The organism is Evansella tamaricis, assembly GCF_019042215.1.
Lineage (GTDB): Bacteria > Bacillota > Bacilli > Bacillales > Salisediminibacteriaceae > Evansella > Evansella tamaricis.
This window is the reverse complement of sequence record NZ_JAHQCS010000134.1, coordinates 1-17,267: the sequence shown is the minus strand read 5'-3', so window position 1 is coordinate 17,267 and position 17,267 is coordinate 1. Positions and strand designations below refer to the sequence as shown.

The 17,267-nt window shown below is 37.8% G+C and carries 20 protein-coding genes; 5 read left to right on the top strand and 15 right to left on the bottom strand.

The annotated features are described in order from the left end of the window. Nucleotides 1-141: 141 nt before the first annotated feature. Entirely contained in the window at nucleotides 142-789 is a 648-nt protein-coding gene (locus tag KS419_RS16665; RefSeq protein WP_217067523.1) for a TetR/AcrR family transcriptional regulator, read from the top strand. Nucleotides 790-914: 125 nt separating this feature from the next. Continuing rightward, entirely contained in the window at nucleotides 915-1,619 is a 705-nt protein-coding gene (gene deoD / locus KS419_RS16660) for a purine-nucleoside phosphorylase (RefSeq protein ID WP_217067522.1), read from the top strand. A gap of 164 nt (nucleotides 1,620-1,783) precedes the next feature. Here the strand turns inward: deoD and sigK are convergent, their stop codons facing one another. Further along, nucleotides 1,784-2,503 carry an RNA polymerase sporulation sigma factor SigK gene (gene sigK / locus KS419_RS16655; RefSeq protein ID WP_217067521.1) on the bottom strand — a complete coding sequence of 240 codons (720 nt, stop codon included), beginning with the start codon at nucleotides 2,501-2,503 and terminating at the stop codon, nucleotides 1,784-1,786. A gap of 429 nt (nucleotides 2,504-2,932) precedes the next feature. On the opposite strand from sigK, the gene KS419_RS16650 reads away from it, so the two are divergent. Further along, complete coding sequence (locus tag KS419_RS16650; RefSeq protein ID WP_217067520.1) at nucleotides 2,933-3,550, top strand: class I SAM-dependent methyltransferase; 618 nt, start codon at nucleotides 2,933-2,935, stop codon at nucleotides 3,548-3,550. Between the two features lie 28 nt (nucleotides 3,551-3,578). On the opposite strand, the gene KS419_RS25660 is transcribed toward KS419_RS16650, so the two are convergent. The 3 genes from KS419_RS25660 to KS419_RS16635 form a co-directional block, all read right to left on the bottom strand. Beyond that, nucleotides 3,579-3,863 carry a HesB-like (seleno)protein gene (locus KS419_RS25660; RefSeq protein ID WP_425514164.1) on the bottom strand — a complete coding sequence of 95 codons (285 nt, stop codon included), beginning with the start codon at nucleotides 3,861-3,863 and terminating at the stop codon, nucleotides 3,579-3,581. 97 nt (nucleotides 3,864-3,960) lie between these two features. Then, nucleotides 3,961-5,655, bottom strand: a complete 1,695-nt coding sequence (locus KS419_RS16640) for a glycoside hydrolase family 13 protein (RefSeq protein WP_217067518.1) — start codon at nucleotides 5,653-5,655, stop codon at nucleotides 3,961-3,963. 137 nt (nucleotides 5,656-5,792) lie between these two features. Then, nucleotides 5,793-6,035, bottom strand: coding sequence for an HPr family phosphocarrier protein (locus KS419_RS16635; RefSeq protein WP_217067517.1), 243 nt, complete (start codon nucleotides 6,033-6,035; stop codon nucleotides 5,793-5,795). Nucleotides 6,036-6,250: 215 nt separating this feature from the next. Between KS419_RS16635 and KS419_RS16630 the strand changes: the two genes are divergently transcribed. After that, nucleotides 6,251-6,862: an NUDIX hydrolase gene (locus KS419_RS16630; RefSeq protein WP_217067516.1), complete on the top strand. Its 612-nt coding sequence runs from the start codon at nucleotides 6,251-6,253 to the stop codon at nucleotides 6,860-6,862. A 24-nt stretch (nucleotides 6,863-6,886) separates the two neighbouring features. Here the strand turns inward: KS419_RS16630 and KS419_RS16625 are convergent, their stop codons facing one another. The 3 genes from KS419_RS16625 to mtnN form a co-directional block, all read right to left on the bottom strand. Then, on the bottom strand, nucleotides 6,887-8,377 hold the full coding sequence (locus KS419_RS16625) for an MDR family MFS transporter (RefSeq protein WP_217067515.1): 1,491 nt from the start codon (nucleotides 8,375-8,377) through the stop codon (nucleotides 6,887-6,889). Nucleotides 8,378-8,494: 117 nt separating this feature from the next. Then, entirely contained in the window at nucleotides 8,495-8,716 is a 222-nt protein-coding gene (locus KS419_RS16620; protein WP_217067514.1) for a YrhC family protein, read from the bottom strand. Nucleotides 8,717-8,889: 173 nt separating this feature from the next. Next, nucleotides 8,890-9,591 (bottom strand): 5'-methylthioadenosine/S-adenosylhomocysteine nucleosidase, encoded by a 702-nt coding sequence (mtnN, locus tag KS419_RS16615; RefSeq protein ID WP_217067513.1) that lies wholly within the window; start codon nucleotides 9,589-9,591, stop codon nucleotides 8,890-8,892. 126 nt (nucleotides 9,592-9,717) lie between these two features. On the opposite strand from mtnN, the gene KS419_RS16610 reads away from it, so the two are divergent. Further along, on the top strand, nucleotides 9,718-9,927 hold the full coding sequence (locus KS419_RS16610; protein ID WP_217067512.1) for a DUF2536 family protein: 210 nt from the start codon (nucleotides 9,718-9,720) through the stop codon (nucleotides 9,925-9,927). 38 nt (nucleotides 9,928-9,965) lie between these two features. Here KS419_RS16610 and KS419_RS16605 read toward each other — a convergent pair whose 3' ends face one another. The 8 genes from KS419_RS16605 to KS419_RS16570 form a co-directional block, all read right to left on the bottom strand. Next, nucleotides 9,966-10,628, bottom strand: coding sequence for a YrrS family protein (locus tag KS419_RS16605; RefSeq protein ID WP_217067511.1), 663 nt, complete (start codon nucleotides 10,626-10,628; stop codon nucleotides 9,966-9,968). 104 nt (nucleotides 10,629-10,732) lie between these two features. Then, nucleotides 10,733-11,995, bottom strand: a complete 1,263-nt coding sequence (locus KS419_RS16600) for an ABC-2 transporter permease (RefSeq protein WP_217067510.1) — start codon at nucleotides 11,993-11,995, stop codon at nucleotides 10,733-10,735. Continuing rightward, entirely contained in the window at nucleotides 11,992-12,858 is an 867-nt protein-coding gene (locus KS419_RS16595; protein WP_217067509.1) for an ABC transporter ATP-binding protein, read from the bottom strand. The genes KS419_RS16600 and KS419_RS16595 overlap by 4 nt, the downstream gene beginning before the upstream one ends. Beyond that, on the bottom strand, nucleotides 12,858-13,244 hold the full coding sequence (locus tag KS419_RS16590) for a GntR family transcriptional regulator (RefSeq protein WP_217067508.1): 387 nt from the start codon (nucleotides 13,242-13,244) through the stop codon (nucleotides 12,858-12,860). The genes KS419_RS16595 and KS419_RS16590 overlap by 1 nt, the downstream gene beginning before the upstream one ends. Nucleotides 13,245-13,438: 194 nt before the next feature. Further along, nucleotides 13,439-13,912 carry a transcription elongation factor GreA gene (gene greA, locus KS419_RS16585; RefSeq protein ID WP_217067507.1) on the bottom strand — a complete coding sequence of 158 codons (474 nt, stop codon included), beginning with the start codon at nucleotides 13,910-13,912 and terminating at the stop codon, nucleotides 13,439-13,441. A 288-nt stretch (nucleotides 13,913-14,200) separates the two neighbouring features. Beyond that, nucleotides 14,201-14,836, bottom strand: coding sequence for a uridine kinase (gene udk / locus KS419_RS16580; protein WP_217067506.1), 636 nt, complete (start codon nucleotides 14,834-14,836; stop codon nucleotides 14,201-14,203). Further along, nucleotides 14,836-16,125 carry a peptidase U32 family protein gene (locus tag KS419_RS16575; protein WP_217067550.1) on the bottom strand — a complete coding sequence of 430 codons (1,290 nt, stop codon included), beginning with the start codon at nucleotides 16,123-16,125 and terminating at the stop codon, nucleotides 14,836-14,838. Before KS419_RS16575 ends, udk begins: the two co-directional genes overlap by 1 nt. A 21-nt stretch (nucleotides 16,126-16,146) precedes the next feature. After that, nucleotides 16,147-17,082 (bottom strand): peptidase U32 family protein, encoded by a 936-nt coding sequence (locus KS419_RS16570; protein WP_217067505.1) that lies wholly within the window; start codon nucleotides 17,080-17,082, stop codon nucleotides 16,147-16,149. Nucleotides 17,083-17,267: the final 185 nt, after the last annotated feature.

Here is a 17,267-nt window from a genome sequence, read left to right as displayed (position 1 = left end):
ACTCCTTCATGATTCTGTTGTTTTTTATTTGAAAAAGAGGGTAACTAATAAATAGACGAAGTTTTTTGACAACTTCTATTCTATCAAATATGATTGCAGTAATATAACTTGCATACAATAACTGTAAAAAGGGGATGTGAAATGGAAATTGTGAAAACCGTAGAGGAAGAGACTATCATAAATATGGACGACAATGTAAGTGACAAAGAAAAAAAAATTTTAATTGCAGCTATTCGCATTATGTCAGAGAAAGGTTTTCGTGCCAGTCGAACGAGTGAGATTGCTAAAGAAGCAGGTGTTTCAGAAGGAACATTGTTCCGGTACTATCCCAAAAAAAAAGATTTGCTATTAGCCCTTTTACCACCACTTATTTTATCATTTTTTCAACCTATCATTACTGAGATGTTTTCTAAATCAAATGCCCCAAAATCCAGCACATTAAAATATGAACTAAAACATTTTTTTTCTACCCGTTTAAGTTTGCTGGACGACAATAAAGGGCTACTAAAGATTATCATCTTAGAATCTATCTATTACCCAGAATTGCAAAAATCGATTCAAAAATTAATGACTGAAACCGTCTTTCCTTCCCTAGAGCAAATGATTATGGAGCAAATAGAAAAAAAACATATTAAAAAAATGAGTGTAACAACTGTAAGCAGAATATTAATGAGTCAATTGCTCGGATATTTTATTCTGTCAAGTTACTTTCCTGACCAGTATCCACGGGATGATGATAAGGAGATTAATGAAATGGTTGATATTATTCTAAACGGGATTAAGCGATAAAGAGATAACTTTAAGAACTTTCCATTGTACTATTGGAAAGTTCTTTTGTACTCTTTTGCGAATTAACATTTAATATGATAAGTTGTACTTATCAAATTGTAAAATCACTTGAAAGGGTGTTGAATATGAGTGTACATATAGGTGCCAAGTCTGGGGAAGTTGCAGAATCTATTTTACTTCCTGGTGATCCCCTAAGGGCAAAATACATAGCAGAAAACTTTCTGGAAAATAGTAAGTGTTACAATGAAGTTCGGGGGATGCTCGGATTTACCGGAACATATAAAGGTAAGAAAATATCTGTTCAGGGGACAGGGATGGGGGTCCCATCTATTTCCATCTATACCCACGAATTGATTAACAGTTACGGCGTAAAAAATCTCATTCGTGTTGGGACATGTGGTGCATTAAAAAAAGAAGTTAACGTAAGGGACGTCATCATTGCAATGAGTGCCTCCACTGATTCAGGAGTGAACCGCCGCTACTTTAAAAATTTGGATTTTGCACCAACAGCCAGTTTTGAATTATTGAAAAAGGCTTATGAAGGTGCTGTTAAACAAAACATGAATGTCAATGTGGGCAGTGTCTATACAAGTGATGTCTTTTATAATGATGACAAAGAGATCGTAAAGATTCTAGCGGATCATCAAGTATTAGCAGTTGAAATGGAAACATCGGCACTTTATACAATCGCTTCCCGTTTTGGTGTCAATGCCTTATCGGTGCTAACAGTAAGTGATCATTTAATTACCGGAGAAGAAACAACATCTATGGAACGTCAGGAAACCTTTAACGACATGGTAAAAGTAGCCCTTGAGGCTGCCATATCCTAATATCTCATTAATAAAAGCTGGCCGAAAAGAGTGACTACTATTCTTTTTGGGACAGCTTTTATTAATCTAATACTCTCTCTTAACAATCCTCGTTTTTTTAACGTTAGTTAGTTTATACAAAAAGGGCACACCTTGTTCGGTGGACCCTTCGTTGTTTATGCTTTTTATTCACTAGTTCGATAAGCATTTTTTTGATGCCGATAAAATTCATGAAACAACTTCATCAATGCCCTTTTTTCAATTCTCGATACGTAACTTCTGGAAATTCCCAATTCTTTCGCAATTTCTCGCTGAGTTTTTTCCTTTTTCAAATCGAGACCAAAACGCCCAACTACTACTTCCTTTTCCCTTTCATCCAACACATGGATGTATTGATAAATTTGCTTTTTTTCCATATTCAATTGGATGGTTTCAACTACATCATCCGTTTCCGCCTGGAGTACATCAATGAGACTAATTTCATTTCCTTCCTTATCTTGACCAATTGGGTCATGTAAAGAAACATCTTTCCTGACTTTTTTCAGGGCACGAAGATGCATAAGTATTTCATTTTCAATGCACCTTGCGGCATACGTCGCAAGTTTCGTACCTTTTCCTGGAGAATAGCTTTCAATTGCCTTAATTAACCCGATGGTTCCAATGGAGATGAGGTCCTCGTTTTCTTCACGAGTGTTCTCAAATTTTTTGACGATGTGAGCCACGAGTCTCAAATTATGTTCAATAAGCAAGTTTCTGGCTTCCTCGTCCCCTTCATTCATACGCTTAATGTACTCTTGCTCTTCCTTAGCTTTCAGCGGCTGCGGGAATGCGTTATTCTTTACAAAAGATACAAAGACTAATAATTCTTTAACGATATGGGCGATCCCTGCAATCATACTGGACATGCACATACACCTCCGTTTTGGGCATCGTACCTCATCTATATGCGCCCAAGGGGATGTCTGTGTCTGTCTTAATTAATCAATTAAGAATAATATTGAAATGTCCCATTTTAGGTTTAACACAATCATTTTTCGGGAAGGATCTTTTCGTTAACTTTGTTGCTTTTTGAGTAAAGCTTGGAGAAGTGAAAGGCGGCGACTCCAGCGGGAACAGCGCGAGGTGAAGACCCCGCAGACACGGTTTTCGTCTAGGAGGCTGAGGCCGTGCCCGCGGAAAGCGTCCGCATGTAGTGTATCCAAGCAAAAATTTTTATTTAAAACAACAATCTATGCGAAGAGAGCCTTCGGGAAATAATTTACGTTATCTTTATCTCCTTTAAAAAAATGATATAATTCACATGTACAATATTATACAAATAAGCGGTGAAGTACATGTTAGAGTATACTGGAGAACGGGTTATTCCCGAAAAAATGAATCCCATGAATGGGATGTTATTAGAACATATTGCCAGGTATTATTTTGCAGAGCCTTTTGTGAGTGGGCGTGTATTAGATATCGCATGTGGTTCCGGATATGGAAGTAAAATGTTAGCGAAAGCGCGGAAAAAGGAGATCAGTGGGCTAACCGCAGCAGATATATCCCATGATGCCATTGATTATGCGATCAAAAACTATTATCATCCACTCCTCACCTACAGACAAGGCGATATCATGAACCCCAAATTAAAAGACGAAATAGGTACATTTGATACCATTGTCAGCTTTGAGACGATCGAGCATGTGGAAGATGACATAACATTTATGGAACGAATTACGGCATTACTAAATCCAGGGGGAACACTTATTTTATCCACACCGTTTGGGCAAGGAAGGGGAAAACCTTCAAAAGAGCCGTTCCATTATCATCAATTAACTGTTCAGGAGTTTAAGGAACTTTTTCTTTCGTTTGAGACAGTGGAATTTTATTTCCAAAGGGGAGTAATGTTTGAACACCCAAGGAAAGACCGATATTACCCTATCGGTATTGCAGTTGCAAAAAAAGAAACATAAAAGGCTGCTGCCACAGGGCAGCAACCTTTTAGCAACAGTCCGATTCATTACCTGTTATCATTAACCCCTTCCCTTCAGGGGTTACTTTTAATTCCAGCGTTAATTCCTTTGTGTGGGAATGAATCATGGGATCAAATGCCACAGATATGCCATTAATTACTTCTATGATATCATCTTCTGCTGTCTCATCCAGAGACAGACCCAATTGGGGACCACCTCAGCCCATTCCAGCAAAAAAGACTTTGATTGTAGTCACCCCATGCTCTTCCATAACTTCTTGAATAAATTCTTTCGCGTTATCAGATATGTTCAACTTTATCACCTCATTAGTAAAGACCTTGTCTATTCCTAAAATATCTTAACAACAATTAGAGAATTTGACAATTAACTTGTTTAGGATCTGTCTTACTTCAGACTTTCTCTCTACAGTGAATAACTTTTGCCTCATAAGGTTTTAAGAGGACATAGTCCCCCTCAATTTTATTAGTAGGATAATTTGAGATTAGAATGTCTTTTTTAGCTTGTACAGTGTCACTCGGCATATCCACTTGAAATTCTTCCTGTGAGAAATTGCAATAAACAAATAATGATTCATCCCCTAGCATTCTTTTATAAGCGAAAATCGATTCATGGTCATCTAAAATCAGATCATAACTTCCATAAACAATGATTGGATGTGTTTTCCGCAAATTAATCAGTTGTTGATAATAATAAAAAATAGAGTTCTTATCTTCAAGTGCCTTTTCCACATTTATTTCATCATAATTTGGATTTACTGATATCCATGGATCCCCTGTAGTGAACCCACCGTGCCTGGTATTATCCCATTGAACAGGAGTTCTTGCATTGTCACGCCCTTTAACATATATACGTTTCATTAACTCTTCATGGACAATTCCTTCTTGGAGCTTTTCTTCATACATATTTATTGTTTCAATATCTTTATAGTCCTTAATGCTATCAAATTGCACATTTGTCATACCTATTTCTTCCCCTTGGTAAATATATGGTGTTCCTTTCATCATATGAAGGAGTGTTGCCAACATTTTTGCAGATTCCACTCGGTATTCCTTATCATTACCAAATCGGGAAACCATTCTCGGTTGATCATGATTATTTAAATATAAACTGTTCCATCCTTCTCTATCCAATGCCTTTTGCCATTTGGTTAAGTTATTTTTAAAATCTCTTAGTGGAAGTGGGCGTAAATCCCATTTACCCTCCGGGCCTGAATCAAGATCCACATGCTCAAATTGAAATACCATATTAACCTCTTCCCGATCCTCCTTAGTATATTTAACCGCTTGTTCTGGAGTTACACCCGGCATTTCCCCAACAGTCATGACATCATAACCCTTTAACGCCTTTTGATTCATTTCACGTAGAAACTCATGTATTCTAGGTCCATACATATAATACTCTCCGCCAGAAACATACTTCTTTCCTTTTGGATTAGCTCCATCAGGGAGTTCTGGTACCTTGGAAATAAAGTTAATAACATCCATTCGGAAACCATCCACTCCCTTATCAAGCCACCATTTCATCATGGAATAAATATCATGACGGAGTTGAGGATTCTCCCAATTTAAATCAGGCTGTTTTTTGGAAAACAAGTGTAAATAATATTCATCAGTTACTTCATCATACTCCCATGCTGAACCGCTAAAAGCAGATTCCCAGTTGTTCGGTTCTGTGCCATCAGCTTTACCGGGACGCCATATATAATAATCTCGATACGGGTTATCTTTTGATTTTCTCGCTTCCATAAACCAATGATGCTCATCAGAAGAATGGTTCACTACAAGATCCATCATCAATTTCATTTCACGTTTATGTATTTCCTCGACCAATCTTTCCCAGTCACTCATTGTACCGAATTCAGTCATGATCGCTTGATAATCTCGAATATCATATCCGTTATCATCATTTGGAGAATCATAAACTGGAGACAGCCAAATCACATCTATTCCCAATGCATTTAAATAATCCAATTTTTCTGTTATTCCATTTAAGTCTCCTATGCCATCCCCATTACTATCATAAAAACTCCTAGGATAGATTTGATAAACTACACTTTCCTTCCACCATTTCTTTTGTTGAACCATAAAACTTCCCCCTTCTTTATCATCACTCTTTCCATCCATACCTTCGAACCGATGACCATGTAGGATGATAAGAAAATTAGCTATACTAAGGAAAAAAAGCTGTTACCTTTACTTAGGTAGCAGCTTTTTATTTTACATTATTTGTCAAATAAACCAGAGGTAACAACTTCATCCAAAAACCCTTCGTCCTGTTCCCCATCCATCGTAAATTCCACAACGTCCCCTGGTTGTAAAGATAGTGCTAAAACACCCAGTAAACTTTTTGCATCTACCACCCAATGATCCTTCTTAATAAGAATAGTGGCAGAATACTTACTTGCTGTGTTAACAAATTTACTAGCAGATTCTGCAAAAATAGGTCGTTTAACAGTTAGTTTCATTATAACCGCCTCCTCTATTTACCTTTATAATTTTATTATAAGTTTAAGTTACTAATAATACAATTATTTCATGAAATTGAAACATTTTCATGAAAAAGAAAAAAACATTTGATACTATTAAATTAGGCTCTTTTCGTAAACTTAGGAGAAAAACCTAACATTACTTATTATTTAGTGGGGTGAAATCAGTGAACCTTGGGGACCTACCATATCTTATGAATCATTTTCAGGCAAGAAAAGCAAATATATTAGAACATGAATTATATAAACATTTTGCCATCTTTGTACCCTTGATCAAACGAAATGGGGTGTTACATTTCGTTTTCGAAGTGCGTGCTCAAAATATACGACAACCTGGTGAAGTTTGTTTTCCAGGGGGCAAAGTTGACTCAACAGACGCTTCTTACGAACAGGCAGCAACTAGGGAGTTATGTGAAGAACTAGGAGTAGTGCCTTCCGACACACAAGTAATTGGAGAATTGGATTATTTAATTACTCCATTCCAGATAATTCTATACCCATTTTTAGGGATGATTCATTCTGATGCCCCACTTAAAAAAAATGACGCAGAGGTGAAAGAAATTTTTTATGTTCCTGTTTCCTACTTCTTAAAAACGGCCCCACAGGAACATTATATTTATTTGCAAGTTCAACCTGAGAAAGAGTTTCCATATCACCTTATCCCAAATGGTGAAAATTATAATTGGAGAACAAGTAAAGTTACCGAGCAGTTTTACGAATATGATGGAAAGGTTATTTGGGGACTCACTGCGAGGATCCTCACTCATGTGATGGATGAGATAAAAAAAAGCAAAACGGGGGTATAAGTTAACCCCCATACTCTCATCACACTATTTATCCAAATCATTAGATTCATTTTTAGGCAAATTAATAATGAGGAAAAAACTTATTAAAGCAAGAATAAAAACCCCCACATAAACACTGTTAAGAGAGCTCGTAAGCCCTTCTTCGATCAATTCCCTTTCCCTCACTGTAAACTGTTCCCTCCCAATTGGATCTAACAATAGGTTCACGACATCCAAAGAAGGTTTTATTGTAAAGTCCTCCCCTTCCATAACACCTTCTAGATATTGCTTCATTCTAGTGTTTAAAATCCCACCAAGCATGGCAACTCCAAGGGCACTACCTAACAGACGCATAAACATATTGGATGCCGTTGCAACTCCCCTTAGACGCCAAGATACCGTACTTTGAATACTTACAATAAATGTTGTTGTTGAAAATCCCATTCCTGCACCAAGGAAAAAAGAACCTGCTCCTGCCCAAAGAGGATGTTGAACAATAGATAATGTAAGAAATAAAATAGATCCAATTAGGATGGAAACTCCTCCGTACATGGCTGTTTTCCAAGTTCCCTTTGTAATGATCCACCGCCCTGCCAAAGTGGAAGAGATCGGCCATCCAATACTTACCATCGTTAAGGTAAATCCCGCAATCACTGCTGGTTGATCCAAGACGATTTGTACATATGTCGGGAGAAAACTGGAGACCCCAATCAACATTGCCCCAAGTGTTAAAGACGCAACATTAGCAGTTGCTATTAACTTATGCCGCCATATGGACAACGACATTACTGGATCCTCCGCACGCTTTTCCTGGTATAAAAATAAGAAAAAAGCAACGACAACTAATAACATTAATGAAATAATTTGTGGTGATGTCCATGACCAATACACGCCACCTTGTATAAAGACAATCATTAATGCACTTACAGTTACAAGTAGTAATCCTGATCCAATATAATCAATTTTCTTTGTTTGTTTCTCCACCTCTTCGTGAAGGAAGATAATGACGCCAATCATTGCAATAATTCCGAAGGGGATATTAACCCAAAATACCCATTTCCAATGGGCAACTGCCACAAAGATGCCCCCAAGTACTGGACCCATTACAGAAGAAATTCCCCACACACTGGCTAGATATCCTTGAATCTTGGCACGCTCTTCCTTTGTATAAATATCTCCAACGATGGTTGTTGCAATTGGCTGAACTGCACCTGCCCCAATACCTTGAATAAACCTGCTTAGTATTAAAAACTCAATAGTGGTAGACAGTCCACATAAAAAAGAACCAACAAGGAAAATAGATATTCCAATACAGAAGATTATTTTTCTGCCGAACATATCAGAAAGCTTTCCGTAAATGGGAATCATTACAACTTGCATCAGTAAATAAGAGGAGAATACCCAGCTAAATAAGGAAAATCCCCCAAGGTCTGATACAATACTTGGCATTGCAGTTGCAACGATCGTTGCTTCCACGGCTGCCATAAACATGCCTAGCATAACAGCAGCTAAAACGAATGGTCTTTTTGTATTCATAATATTCACTCCGCTTATGTACTAGATATACTTTTACTTCCTCTAATCTACTTATTATATAGTACAATCTAGCAAAAAACACACTCTCCATTTGGAAAGTGTGTTATAGATTTGGTATTATCTTTCTTCATTAATAATACGTTGTGTAGTCATTGCTGATCGGTGAATGAAAAAAGCAGAAAGTAATAAGATACCAATTAATCCTACTATCATTCCTTGTTGTTCCGCTGTAATCGTCTCATTTGGCAATACAAGACCTACACTTAAAAAGCCGCTTAACGCTAATAAAATAAAAGCAAATCGCTTTAGATCTATTACTTTATTCTTTAAATCTATCATTTTTTTATCATCCATTAAACTCACCTCTTCTAATTATCAATAGATAGATGAATGTTAAACCACGAATAATATTATACCATAATAATGAATGCGCGAGATGTAGTAATAATTACCTTTGGATGGAATAATAAGAGATGTATTCAATATTTTTAAATACATCTCCGGAAACGTTCCTATTCTTTTTTCCTCAGTTCTTCTAACATTAATAACACTAAATTTGCAGAGTTCACAGAAGCCTTCTCTAAAAACTGGTCATAGGAGACTTTGGCATCCTGTCCTGCAATATCTGATAATGAACGAATGATCACGAATGGACATTGGAACTGATGACAAACCTGTGCGATCGCTCCTGCCTCCATCTCGGAACAATAAGGTTCTTTAAACTTCTTACGTAGTTCTTCCACCCGATCATGATCACTCATAAAAGAATCTCCGGATATGATTAATCCCGTTACTGACTTAACATCAACTTCTTTAGCACATTCCATTGCCATTTCCACAAGGTCCCTATTTGGAGTGTAAAAAGCAGGCATTCTAGGAACCTGTCCAAATTCATATCCAAACACGGTGGCATCCACGTCATTATATCGTACTTCGGTGGAAACGACGATATTCCCAACCGCTAATTCTTGATGAAATCCACCTGCAGAACCCGTATTAATAATATAATCTGGTTGGTAAAGCTGGTTCATTAAAGTAGTTGAAATGGCAGCATTTACTTTTCCGATTCCAGATTTAGACAGTACGACTTCTACCCCTTCTAATTTACCTAGGTAAAACTCACAACTGGCTATGAGTTGCTTTTCAGGGGAATTCATTTTCCCTTTTAAGAGTTCCACTTCTTCTTCCATCGCACCAATAATTCCGATTCTCATATCCAAACCTCTTTTCTATATAAAGCATTATTATCCTCAATACTTTTTTTCTACACCATTCACTCATTTGTCATAATACCATAAATTTAATATGATATACATATTGATCAAAAAGAGGTGATACTAATGCTTCTTCATACTAGTCCCCTAGAGGATAAGGTGGAGTTTTTTGAATCCGGGAGTTTGGAGCAATTAGAAAGACAGATTTCAAAGAAAGTGGAAGACAATCAAGCCATTATGCTTACTGTTCATCATGTATCTCATCAAGTGGCTATTGATCCCCAATCGGGGAAAAGACATTATTCTGCTGTTGTCCACTTTAAAACAAAAAAATAAAAACGCACATTGATGCGTTTTTATTTTCATTAACCGTATCATCGGAATGGATTTTCATCTTGCTCTTCTACCGAAACTGGTACCCATCCTTCGTTTGTAACCCATTCGAGACGGACTTTATAGGGATTATCACGATGTTCCCATGCACCTACCCAGCCTTCCACACTTTGCATGTCACCACCGTTATTTACTCGCCATACAATGATATCTTCCTCATCAATACCTGTAGCATACATGAATGCAATAGTCATCTCTTCCCAGTTAATATGCTCTTTACTAAATTTTTCACTGGACAATTGGAATGGTTCCTCCTGCATTGTTCCAACCGGTTGCCATTCTCCATCAAATTCTAAGGAAGTGGAATCGGAAGAATTGTCCTCATCAGTACTGTTCTGAGCGGGATTTTCATCATTATTTTCAGATTCAGAATCAGATGGCTCATTGTCTACCTGTTCCTCTTGGTCTGTGTCTTCCGCACTTTCTTCTTGTTCCTCTTCCGTTGCCATATCCGCCTGGTTCTGCTCATCACGATCCAGATCATCTCCTGAAGCAGGTTCTGAACTTCCACCACCAAAAATGAGACTGGCAGAAACAAACACGATTGCCACTACTACTATTCCAATCCCTACATTTAACCATATATTCTTACGTTTTTCCTTCTGCATATCGGATCTTCGTGGTCCGTAACTTCCATAACTCATCTATAAGTTCCTCCTTTGAACATTTTACCCTTGTCCTACTTTATTATAATCTATGCATGGAAGAAATTCGAGATTACAATTAATTCTTTGTCCGTAGGTAATTCCTATTTATCTTCTTGAATCCAATCCATTTCAATTTTTCCATCTAACCATCGACTTTCCAATTCGAAGATGAAATCACTCTCGTCAAAGTGAGTGAGAAAGCTTTTTTTCTCCTCTTCCGACAATAATACTGGAGCCTCAGATTCAGTAACAAAGTGTTCCCGACCATCATGAATTCCTCTATATGACCCTAAACTAAAAGCCGTTTCCATTGGAATTGAGAACCCATGTAATCCTAAATAATCTGAAGTCGTACCTGTGACGGTAACGATGATTAATCCCCGTTCAACATATTGCCAATCTCGATACAAAGATAATTGATTACTTGAAAACTCAGGAAAAATAAAAATGCGATATTGTTCCAATCCATCTACTGTGTCAGTGGGAAAAGCTTCTACATGAACCCCTTCCACCTTGATTTCATGCAATGTGTTTTTCACTGTTGTAAAAGTGTTTACCTCCGCCAGTTTTGCAGCCCCCATAAATAATACAGCAATGCAGATGACGAGATTTCCAAGGGGTAAAAAACTTCCTTTGTTTCTCCACTTTAAGCGATAGCACCATAATGAAATATAATAAGATAAAATGAGGACTACAATAGAAACGAGAGTTAAATAAATGCCAAGACGCTCATAATATATTTCGGGCACATATTGTTGATGTGTCCATTGAAAATATACAGATGGTAAAAAAAACATATAAATCAACCAGACCAAGGTTGAAATTCTCATTCCCCATGTTGCAACATTACTGTTCTTTGAAAAATAAAACGGAATGTAAATGGAGATGATGACGAGTAACAAGTGAAATACAATAAAAAAATAGTTACTGAAATTACCTGTTTGAACCCTCTCTGATCCTGCTAGGATATAGAGCAAGAAATAGAGAACACAGTTTGCAAGCAACACCATCCCTATTAATAGAAAAGAACTACCATAACGGGATAAAATAAGTATTCTATAATCCACGGGTAATTGAATCATCCGTTTATTCACCCGATTTAAATCTTCCACCCGGCAGATATGGGCCACGAGACCATACCCCAAGAACACAATAACAAATCCTGGAATAACTAGAAAGTCATTTAAATCTGTAATTCTTGTCAAAGTAAAATAATAAATAAATGCCCAAACACCTCCTACAGCCAATATGACAAATAACCAGACGTTTTTAGTGGATAGGATATCCCGTTTTATTAGTGGAATCACTCGTATACCCCTAAGAAATGACAAATTCATAAGTTCCAACGTATTTAATTTAGTCAAGACCATTCTCCCCCTTCCTCATTTTCCACCACATACTGAAAAATATCATCCAGTGAAGGTTTTTTGATGACAGCATGGTTTGGAAGAGTGGCAACTGTTTGTGACTGAATAACACCTTTTGTTTCAACGGAAGTGGTCGTAAACGATTCTATCCCTTTTACTCCTGACAAGTCTTCTTTGGGAGGCACTGAAAAAACATGGTAACTTTCCTTCATTTCCTCTACTTCACCTACTAAAGAAAGCATCCCATTTTTTAAAAATATTACATGATCACATATTCCTTCCACTTCTTTTGTATAGTGAGTAGACATCACAACCGTGCATTCTTCCTGCTCAACGTATTCTTGAAGTAAATTAAAAAATTGCTGACGAGAAATGCTGTCTAGTCCATCTGTTGGTTCGTCGAGAAAAACAACGTCTGGCCGGTGCCCTAAACCTAATATTAAATTTAATTTCATTTTCATCCCTTTTGATAGTTGATGAATCTGTACACTTGCCCGAATCTGAAACACGGTCAACCAATGATTCACCCAACTCGTATCCCAATTTTTATGTAATGTTGACACAAATTCGATCGCCTGTTTAACAGAATAATCACTGTACATTTGGATATCATTCGAAATGTAAGTCATTTTGGTTCTTATTTCTGGTTCCAGAAAATTAATTGGGGTCCCATAATAGTAAACATCCCCCTTTTGAAATGGTGAAAGTCCACTTAACCCTTCCAATAAAGTCGTTTTTCCTGCACCGTTTCTTCCAATTAGTGCTGTAATCACACCAGTGGACAATTGAAGATCCATCGGGCCTAACTGGAAATTCTTATATTTTGTAATGCCATTTCGTAATTCAATGATTACTTCCATCACTCCTTACCCCTTTCTTCACGAAAACAGCTTAAAAGAGCCGTTTTCATTTCTTCGTCTGACAGATGTTGTGTTCTACCAAAATGGATAAGTTCTTCCGCCTTTTGTGTGAACATTTTTACCTTTTGAATTCTCTGTTCTTCTTCATTTTGTTGTTTTACAAAACTTCCTTTTCCCGCTCTAGTATAAATGTAGCCTTCAAGCTCTAAATCATGATAAGCCCTCTTTACGGTAATTACACTTGTCTTTGCCTCTTTCGCCAGCTTTCGAATAGAGGGGAGTTCTTCCCCTGGTTTTAAAGAACCATTTAAAATATCCCTCATAAGCTGCTCTTTTACTTGAACATAAAGTGGCCTCGAATCCTCATTATTCAAATGGATCCACATGACAATGTTCATCACCTCGATTCTTAACTGGATTACCTGTGATTACTGTATATATTGTTTATATACAGTATATATAAAAGTGTGCTCTTATTACAACCATTTTTTTGGATTTATTTCACCAAAACAAAAAAAACCCTCCATAGGCCATCAATTACATGGCAGCCTACGAAGAGCCCTACTATTAGTTCTAATGATTATTTTACTTCCAGTATTTCAACTTCCATATCGCCACCAGGAGTGGATACGGACACTTTATCCCCTATTTTCTTACCCATTAAACTCTGCGCCATTGGAGAATCGTTTGAAATTTTCCCATCAAGGGGATCAGCTTCAGCACGTCCAACTATCGTATAGCTCTCTTCTTCACCATCTGGTAATTCCATAAACTTTACTGTCTTACCAAGGGAAACGGTTGATGGATCAGAGTTGTCCTCTGAAATGATTTCAGCATTACGGATCATTTTTTCCAATTGATTTATGCGGCCTTCCACAAAAGCTTGTTCTTCTTTAGCAGAGTCATATTCCGAGTTTTCCGAAAGATCCCCAAAGCTGCGGGCCACTTTTATTCGTTCAACAACTTCCTTACGTCTTTCCGTTTTTAAAAAATCAAGTTCCTTCTCCAGCTTCGCCTTTCCTTCTAAAGTCATATAGTGTTTTTCTTCTGTCATATCCCTTCACTCCTTCGACTATTCTTCTGTAGCGAGCGCTTACACTTTTATTTAAGCACTCGACGATGTTCGCTTAATGAGAAACGGTTTATTTGAACCATATGAATCTGTTTGGGAAAAATGAGTAATAACCACTTTTATATAAATGTCAGCGCCCAACATTTATTCCCTTATCCTTTTACAATGTAAAAGTGATGGGGGAGGTGTTGGGGCGCTGAATACTCGTTTCATATTGAATAAATAAGATTGCCGTTTCTACAGGCGTTTTTTATTACTTCTCTTATGCTATTACAAAATGGACTTTTCTTCAAGAACCGTTTTTATTTTTGTTACCATTAAATCGATAGCAACCTGATTTTGGCCACCCTCTGGAATAATAACATCTGCATACCGTTTCGTTGGTTCAATAAACTGAAGATGCATGGGCCTAACAACGGAAATATATTGATCAATGACAGAGTCGATTGATCTCCCCCGTTCCTTAATGTCACGAATAAGACGGCGAATAATTCTCACGTCAGAATCCGTGTCCACATATAATTTAATATCCATCATATCACGTAATCGCTTATCTTCCAAAATTAATATCCCTTCCAGGATGATAACATCGCGCGGTTCCACCTGTTTTACTTCCGTAGCACGAGTATGGTTAGCATAATCATAAATAGGTTTTTCAATCGTTTCCCGATTCATGAGCCTCTCCAGATGAGCAAGGAGTAAATCATTATCAAAGGCCAGCGGATGATCATAATTTGTCTTTAATCTTTCCTCCATTGGAAGATGTGTCTGATCCTTGTAATAGGCATCCTGCTCAATCATAAGTATATCCTGATCGCGAAAATTGCAGTAAATTGAGTTTGCAACCGTTGTTTTCCCTGATCCTGATCCCCCTGCCACTCCAATAATAATTGGCTTTTTATTCATTATAGTGTTTCCTTTCGCATCATATTATTAGGATATACAGGACTATTCACCCTGAATTTCACGATTTGTAATGGATGACGTGCAGCATCAAGTTCATTTCCATCTTCATCCCAAATCTTCTCAACTGTTTGACGAAAATTAGTAATTTCAGGACCAAAGAATTCCACCTCGTCCCCTGGCCGGAAGTGATTTCGCTGCTGAAGTGTCACCAAACCAGAATCACTATCAAAGTCCAGGACAAGACCTGCAAAGTCAAATGCTGTTTTTTGACTGTGGTTTTGGAATAACTGCTCTTTAAAACCTGGCGTATTTTCAAAAAATGCGGGAGCTGTCGGACGATTAGCACACTTTGCAAGTTCCTCTACCCATTCTGGATTAATGACAAAATGATCAGGGTCTGCACAGTAGGCGTCAATTACTTTACGGTATACACTTACAACCGTTGCCACATAATGAATGGACTTCATGCGACCTTCAATTTTTAAGCTGTCAATACCTGCCTCAATTAATTTTGGAATGGACTCCACCAGGTTTAAATCTTTTGGAGACATGGCGAACGGAGCGTCCTCTTCTTCAAATAACTTGACTTCTTCTGCAGGATCTTTACTGTTGTCACTTTCTTCGTATAAGAAATAGTCCCAGCGGCAAGATTGACAGCATCCACCACGGTTAGAATCCCTTGCAGTCATGTGGTTACTGAGTACACAGCGACCAGAATAGGAGATACACATTGCCCCGTGGATAAACGTTTCAATTTCGATGTCCACTTGACGTTTCATTTCCAACATTTCCTCTAATCCAACTTCCCTTGCCAGAACAACCCGCTCCAGACCTTCCTCTTTCCAAAATTTCACTGCCTGCCAATTCGATAAAGATTGCTGAGTTGACAAATGAACTTCCAGATTCGGTGCAGCCTGTTTGCATGTTTCAATAATGAGAGGATCTGCAACAATGATTCCCCAGATGCCTACTCTCTCCAAATCTTTCAGATAATCCTCAAGCCCGTCCATATTTTCATTGTGTGCAAATATATTAGTTGTCACATAAATCTTAGCATTGTATTTCTTAGCAAATTGAACCCCTTCAGCCATCTCATCAATAGAAAAGTTGTCTGCGTTCGACCTCAAACCGAATTCCCTACCACCAATAAAAACAGCATCTGCTCCATAATGAACTGCAATTTTAAGCTTTTCAAGATTTCCTGCCGGAGCCAATAGCTCAGGCTTTTTCGTAATTACACGTTTTCCATCAGGTGTAATGGTTGAAATTTCATCTGTTTTTATTCTCATCCCCATCACTATCACTCCCCTCTAATAAACTGTCTCTTTAAAAAAGAATCCGGTGTCTATATCTCGATTAGGCGGTTGAATCCTTTTTATTGTTTCTATATAAGCTTCCTTTTTGTCTTCATAGGCTTCTCGGTCTTCCAAGCACAGATCAATTGCTTCCCTGTATAAGGAAGTTACTTTTATGAGATAGTCACTGCCCTTTAAGATACCATCAATCTTAAAACAATCAATTTCGGCATCAATCATTTCTTCAAGTTCGTCAATAATACAAATATCCTTCGGACTCATAATATGAGTCCCGTTCTGATCTTCCCAAATGGGATATTTCGCATCCCGTTCAGGATCATGGAGAAAAAGACTCCGATCTTTACTCCGTCCTTCCACTTTCAAATCCTTCCCCTGAAATTCCATATAGTTTCCAACAAGTGTCCGTTTTGATTGGAACATACAAGTCATTCCATGAACTTGTACCTCAACTTCCACATCCGCATTTTCTTTAATTTCAACAATGGAATCCATATTTAATTCTCTGGCAAGTACCGCACGCCTTGCCCCTTTCCTGCCCCAATAATTTGCCGTATACCAGTTTGTAGCGGTTGTTTCTGTGTTCCAATGGAATTTCATCCTGTTCACCGCTCCCACTTCTCGGGCTGCCATTAAAACGGCCGGATCTCCAAAAACAATCGAATCCACACCTACCTTATTTAAAAACTGAATATACTCTGGTAACGAAGGAAGGATATCATTATGGTATATCCCATTCATAGCAACATATACTTTCACTTTTTTATTGTGGGCAATATTTACAGCCCTCTCCACATCTTCCTTTGAAAATTCCCCTGCAAGACGTAAACCAAACTTCTCTTCTCCAATCATAATTGCAGTAGCCCCTGCTTCAATGAGAGGTTCTATATCATCTACATTAGTTGGAGTAACCAACAATTCTGGCTTTTTCATATTATTCACCTGCCTACTCTATGTTCAGAAATCATCCTTTTTTAAAAGAAAGTATAAGTTTTTGCACCTTCGGGCATTGTCCAGCTCCACCGCCTACTCGCTGCGGGGCACTTCGGAAATGACAACCGAAGTCTAAGAGCGCACTTCTAGTTGTCATTCCTCCACTGCCCTACGCTCGTGAGCCT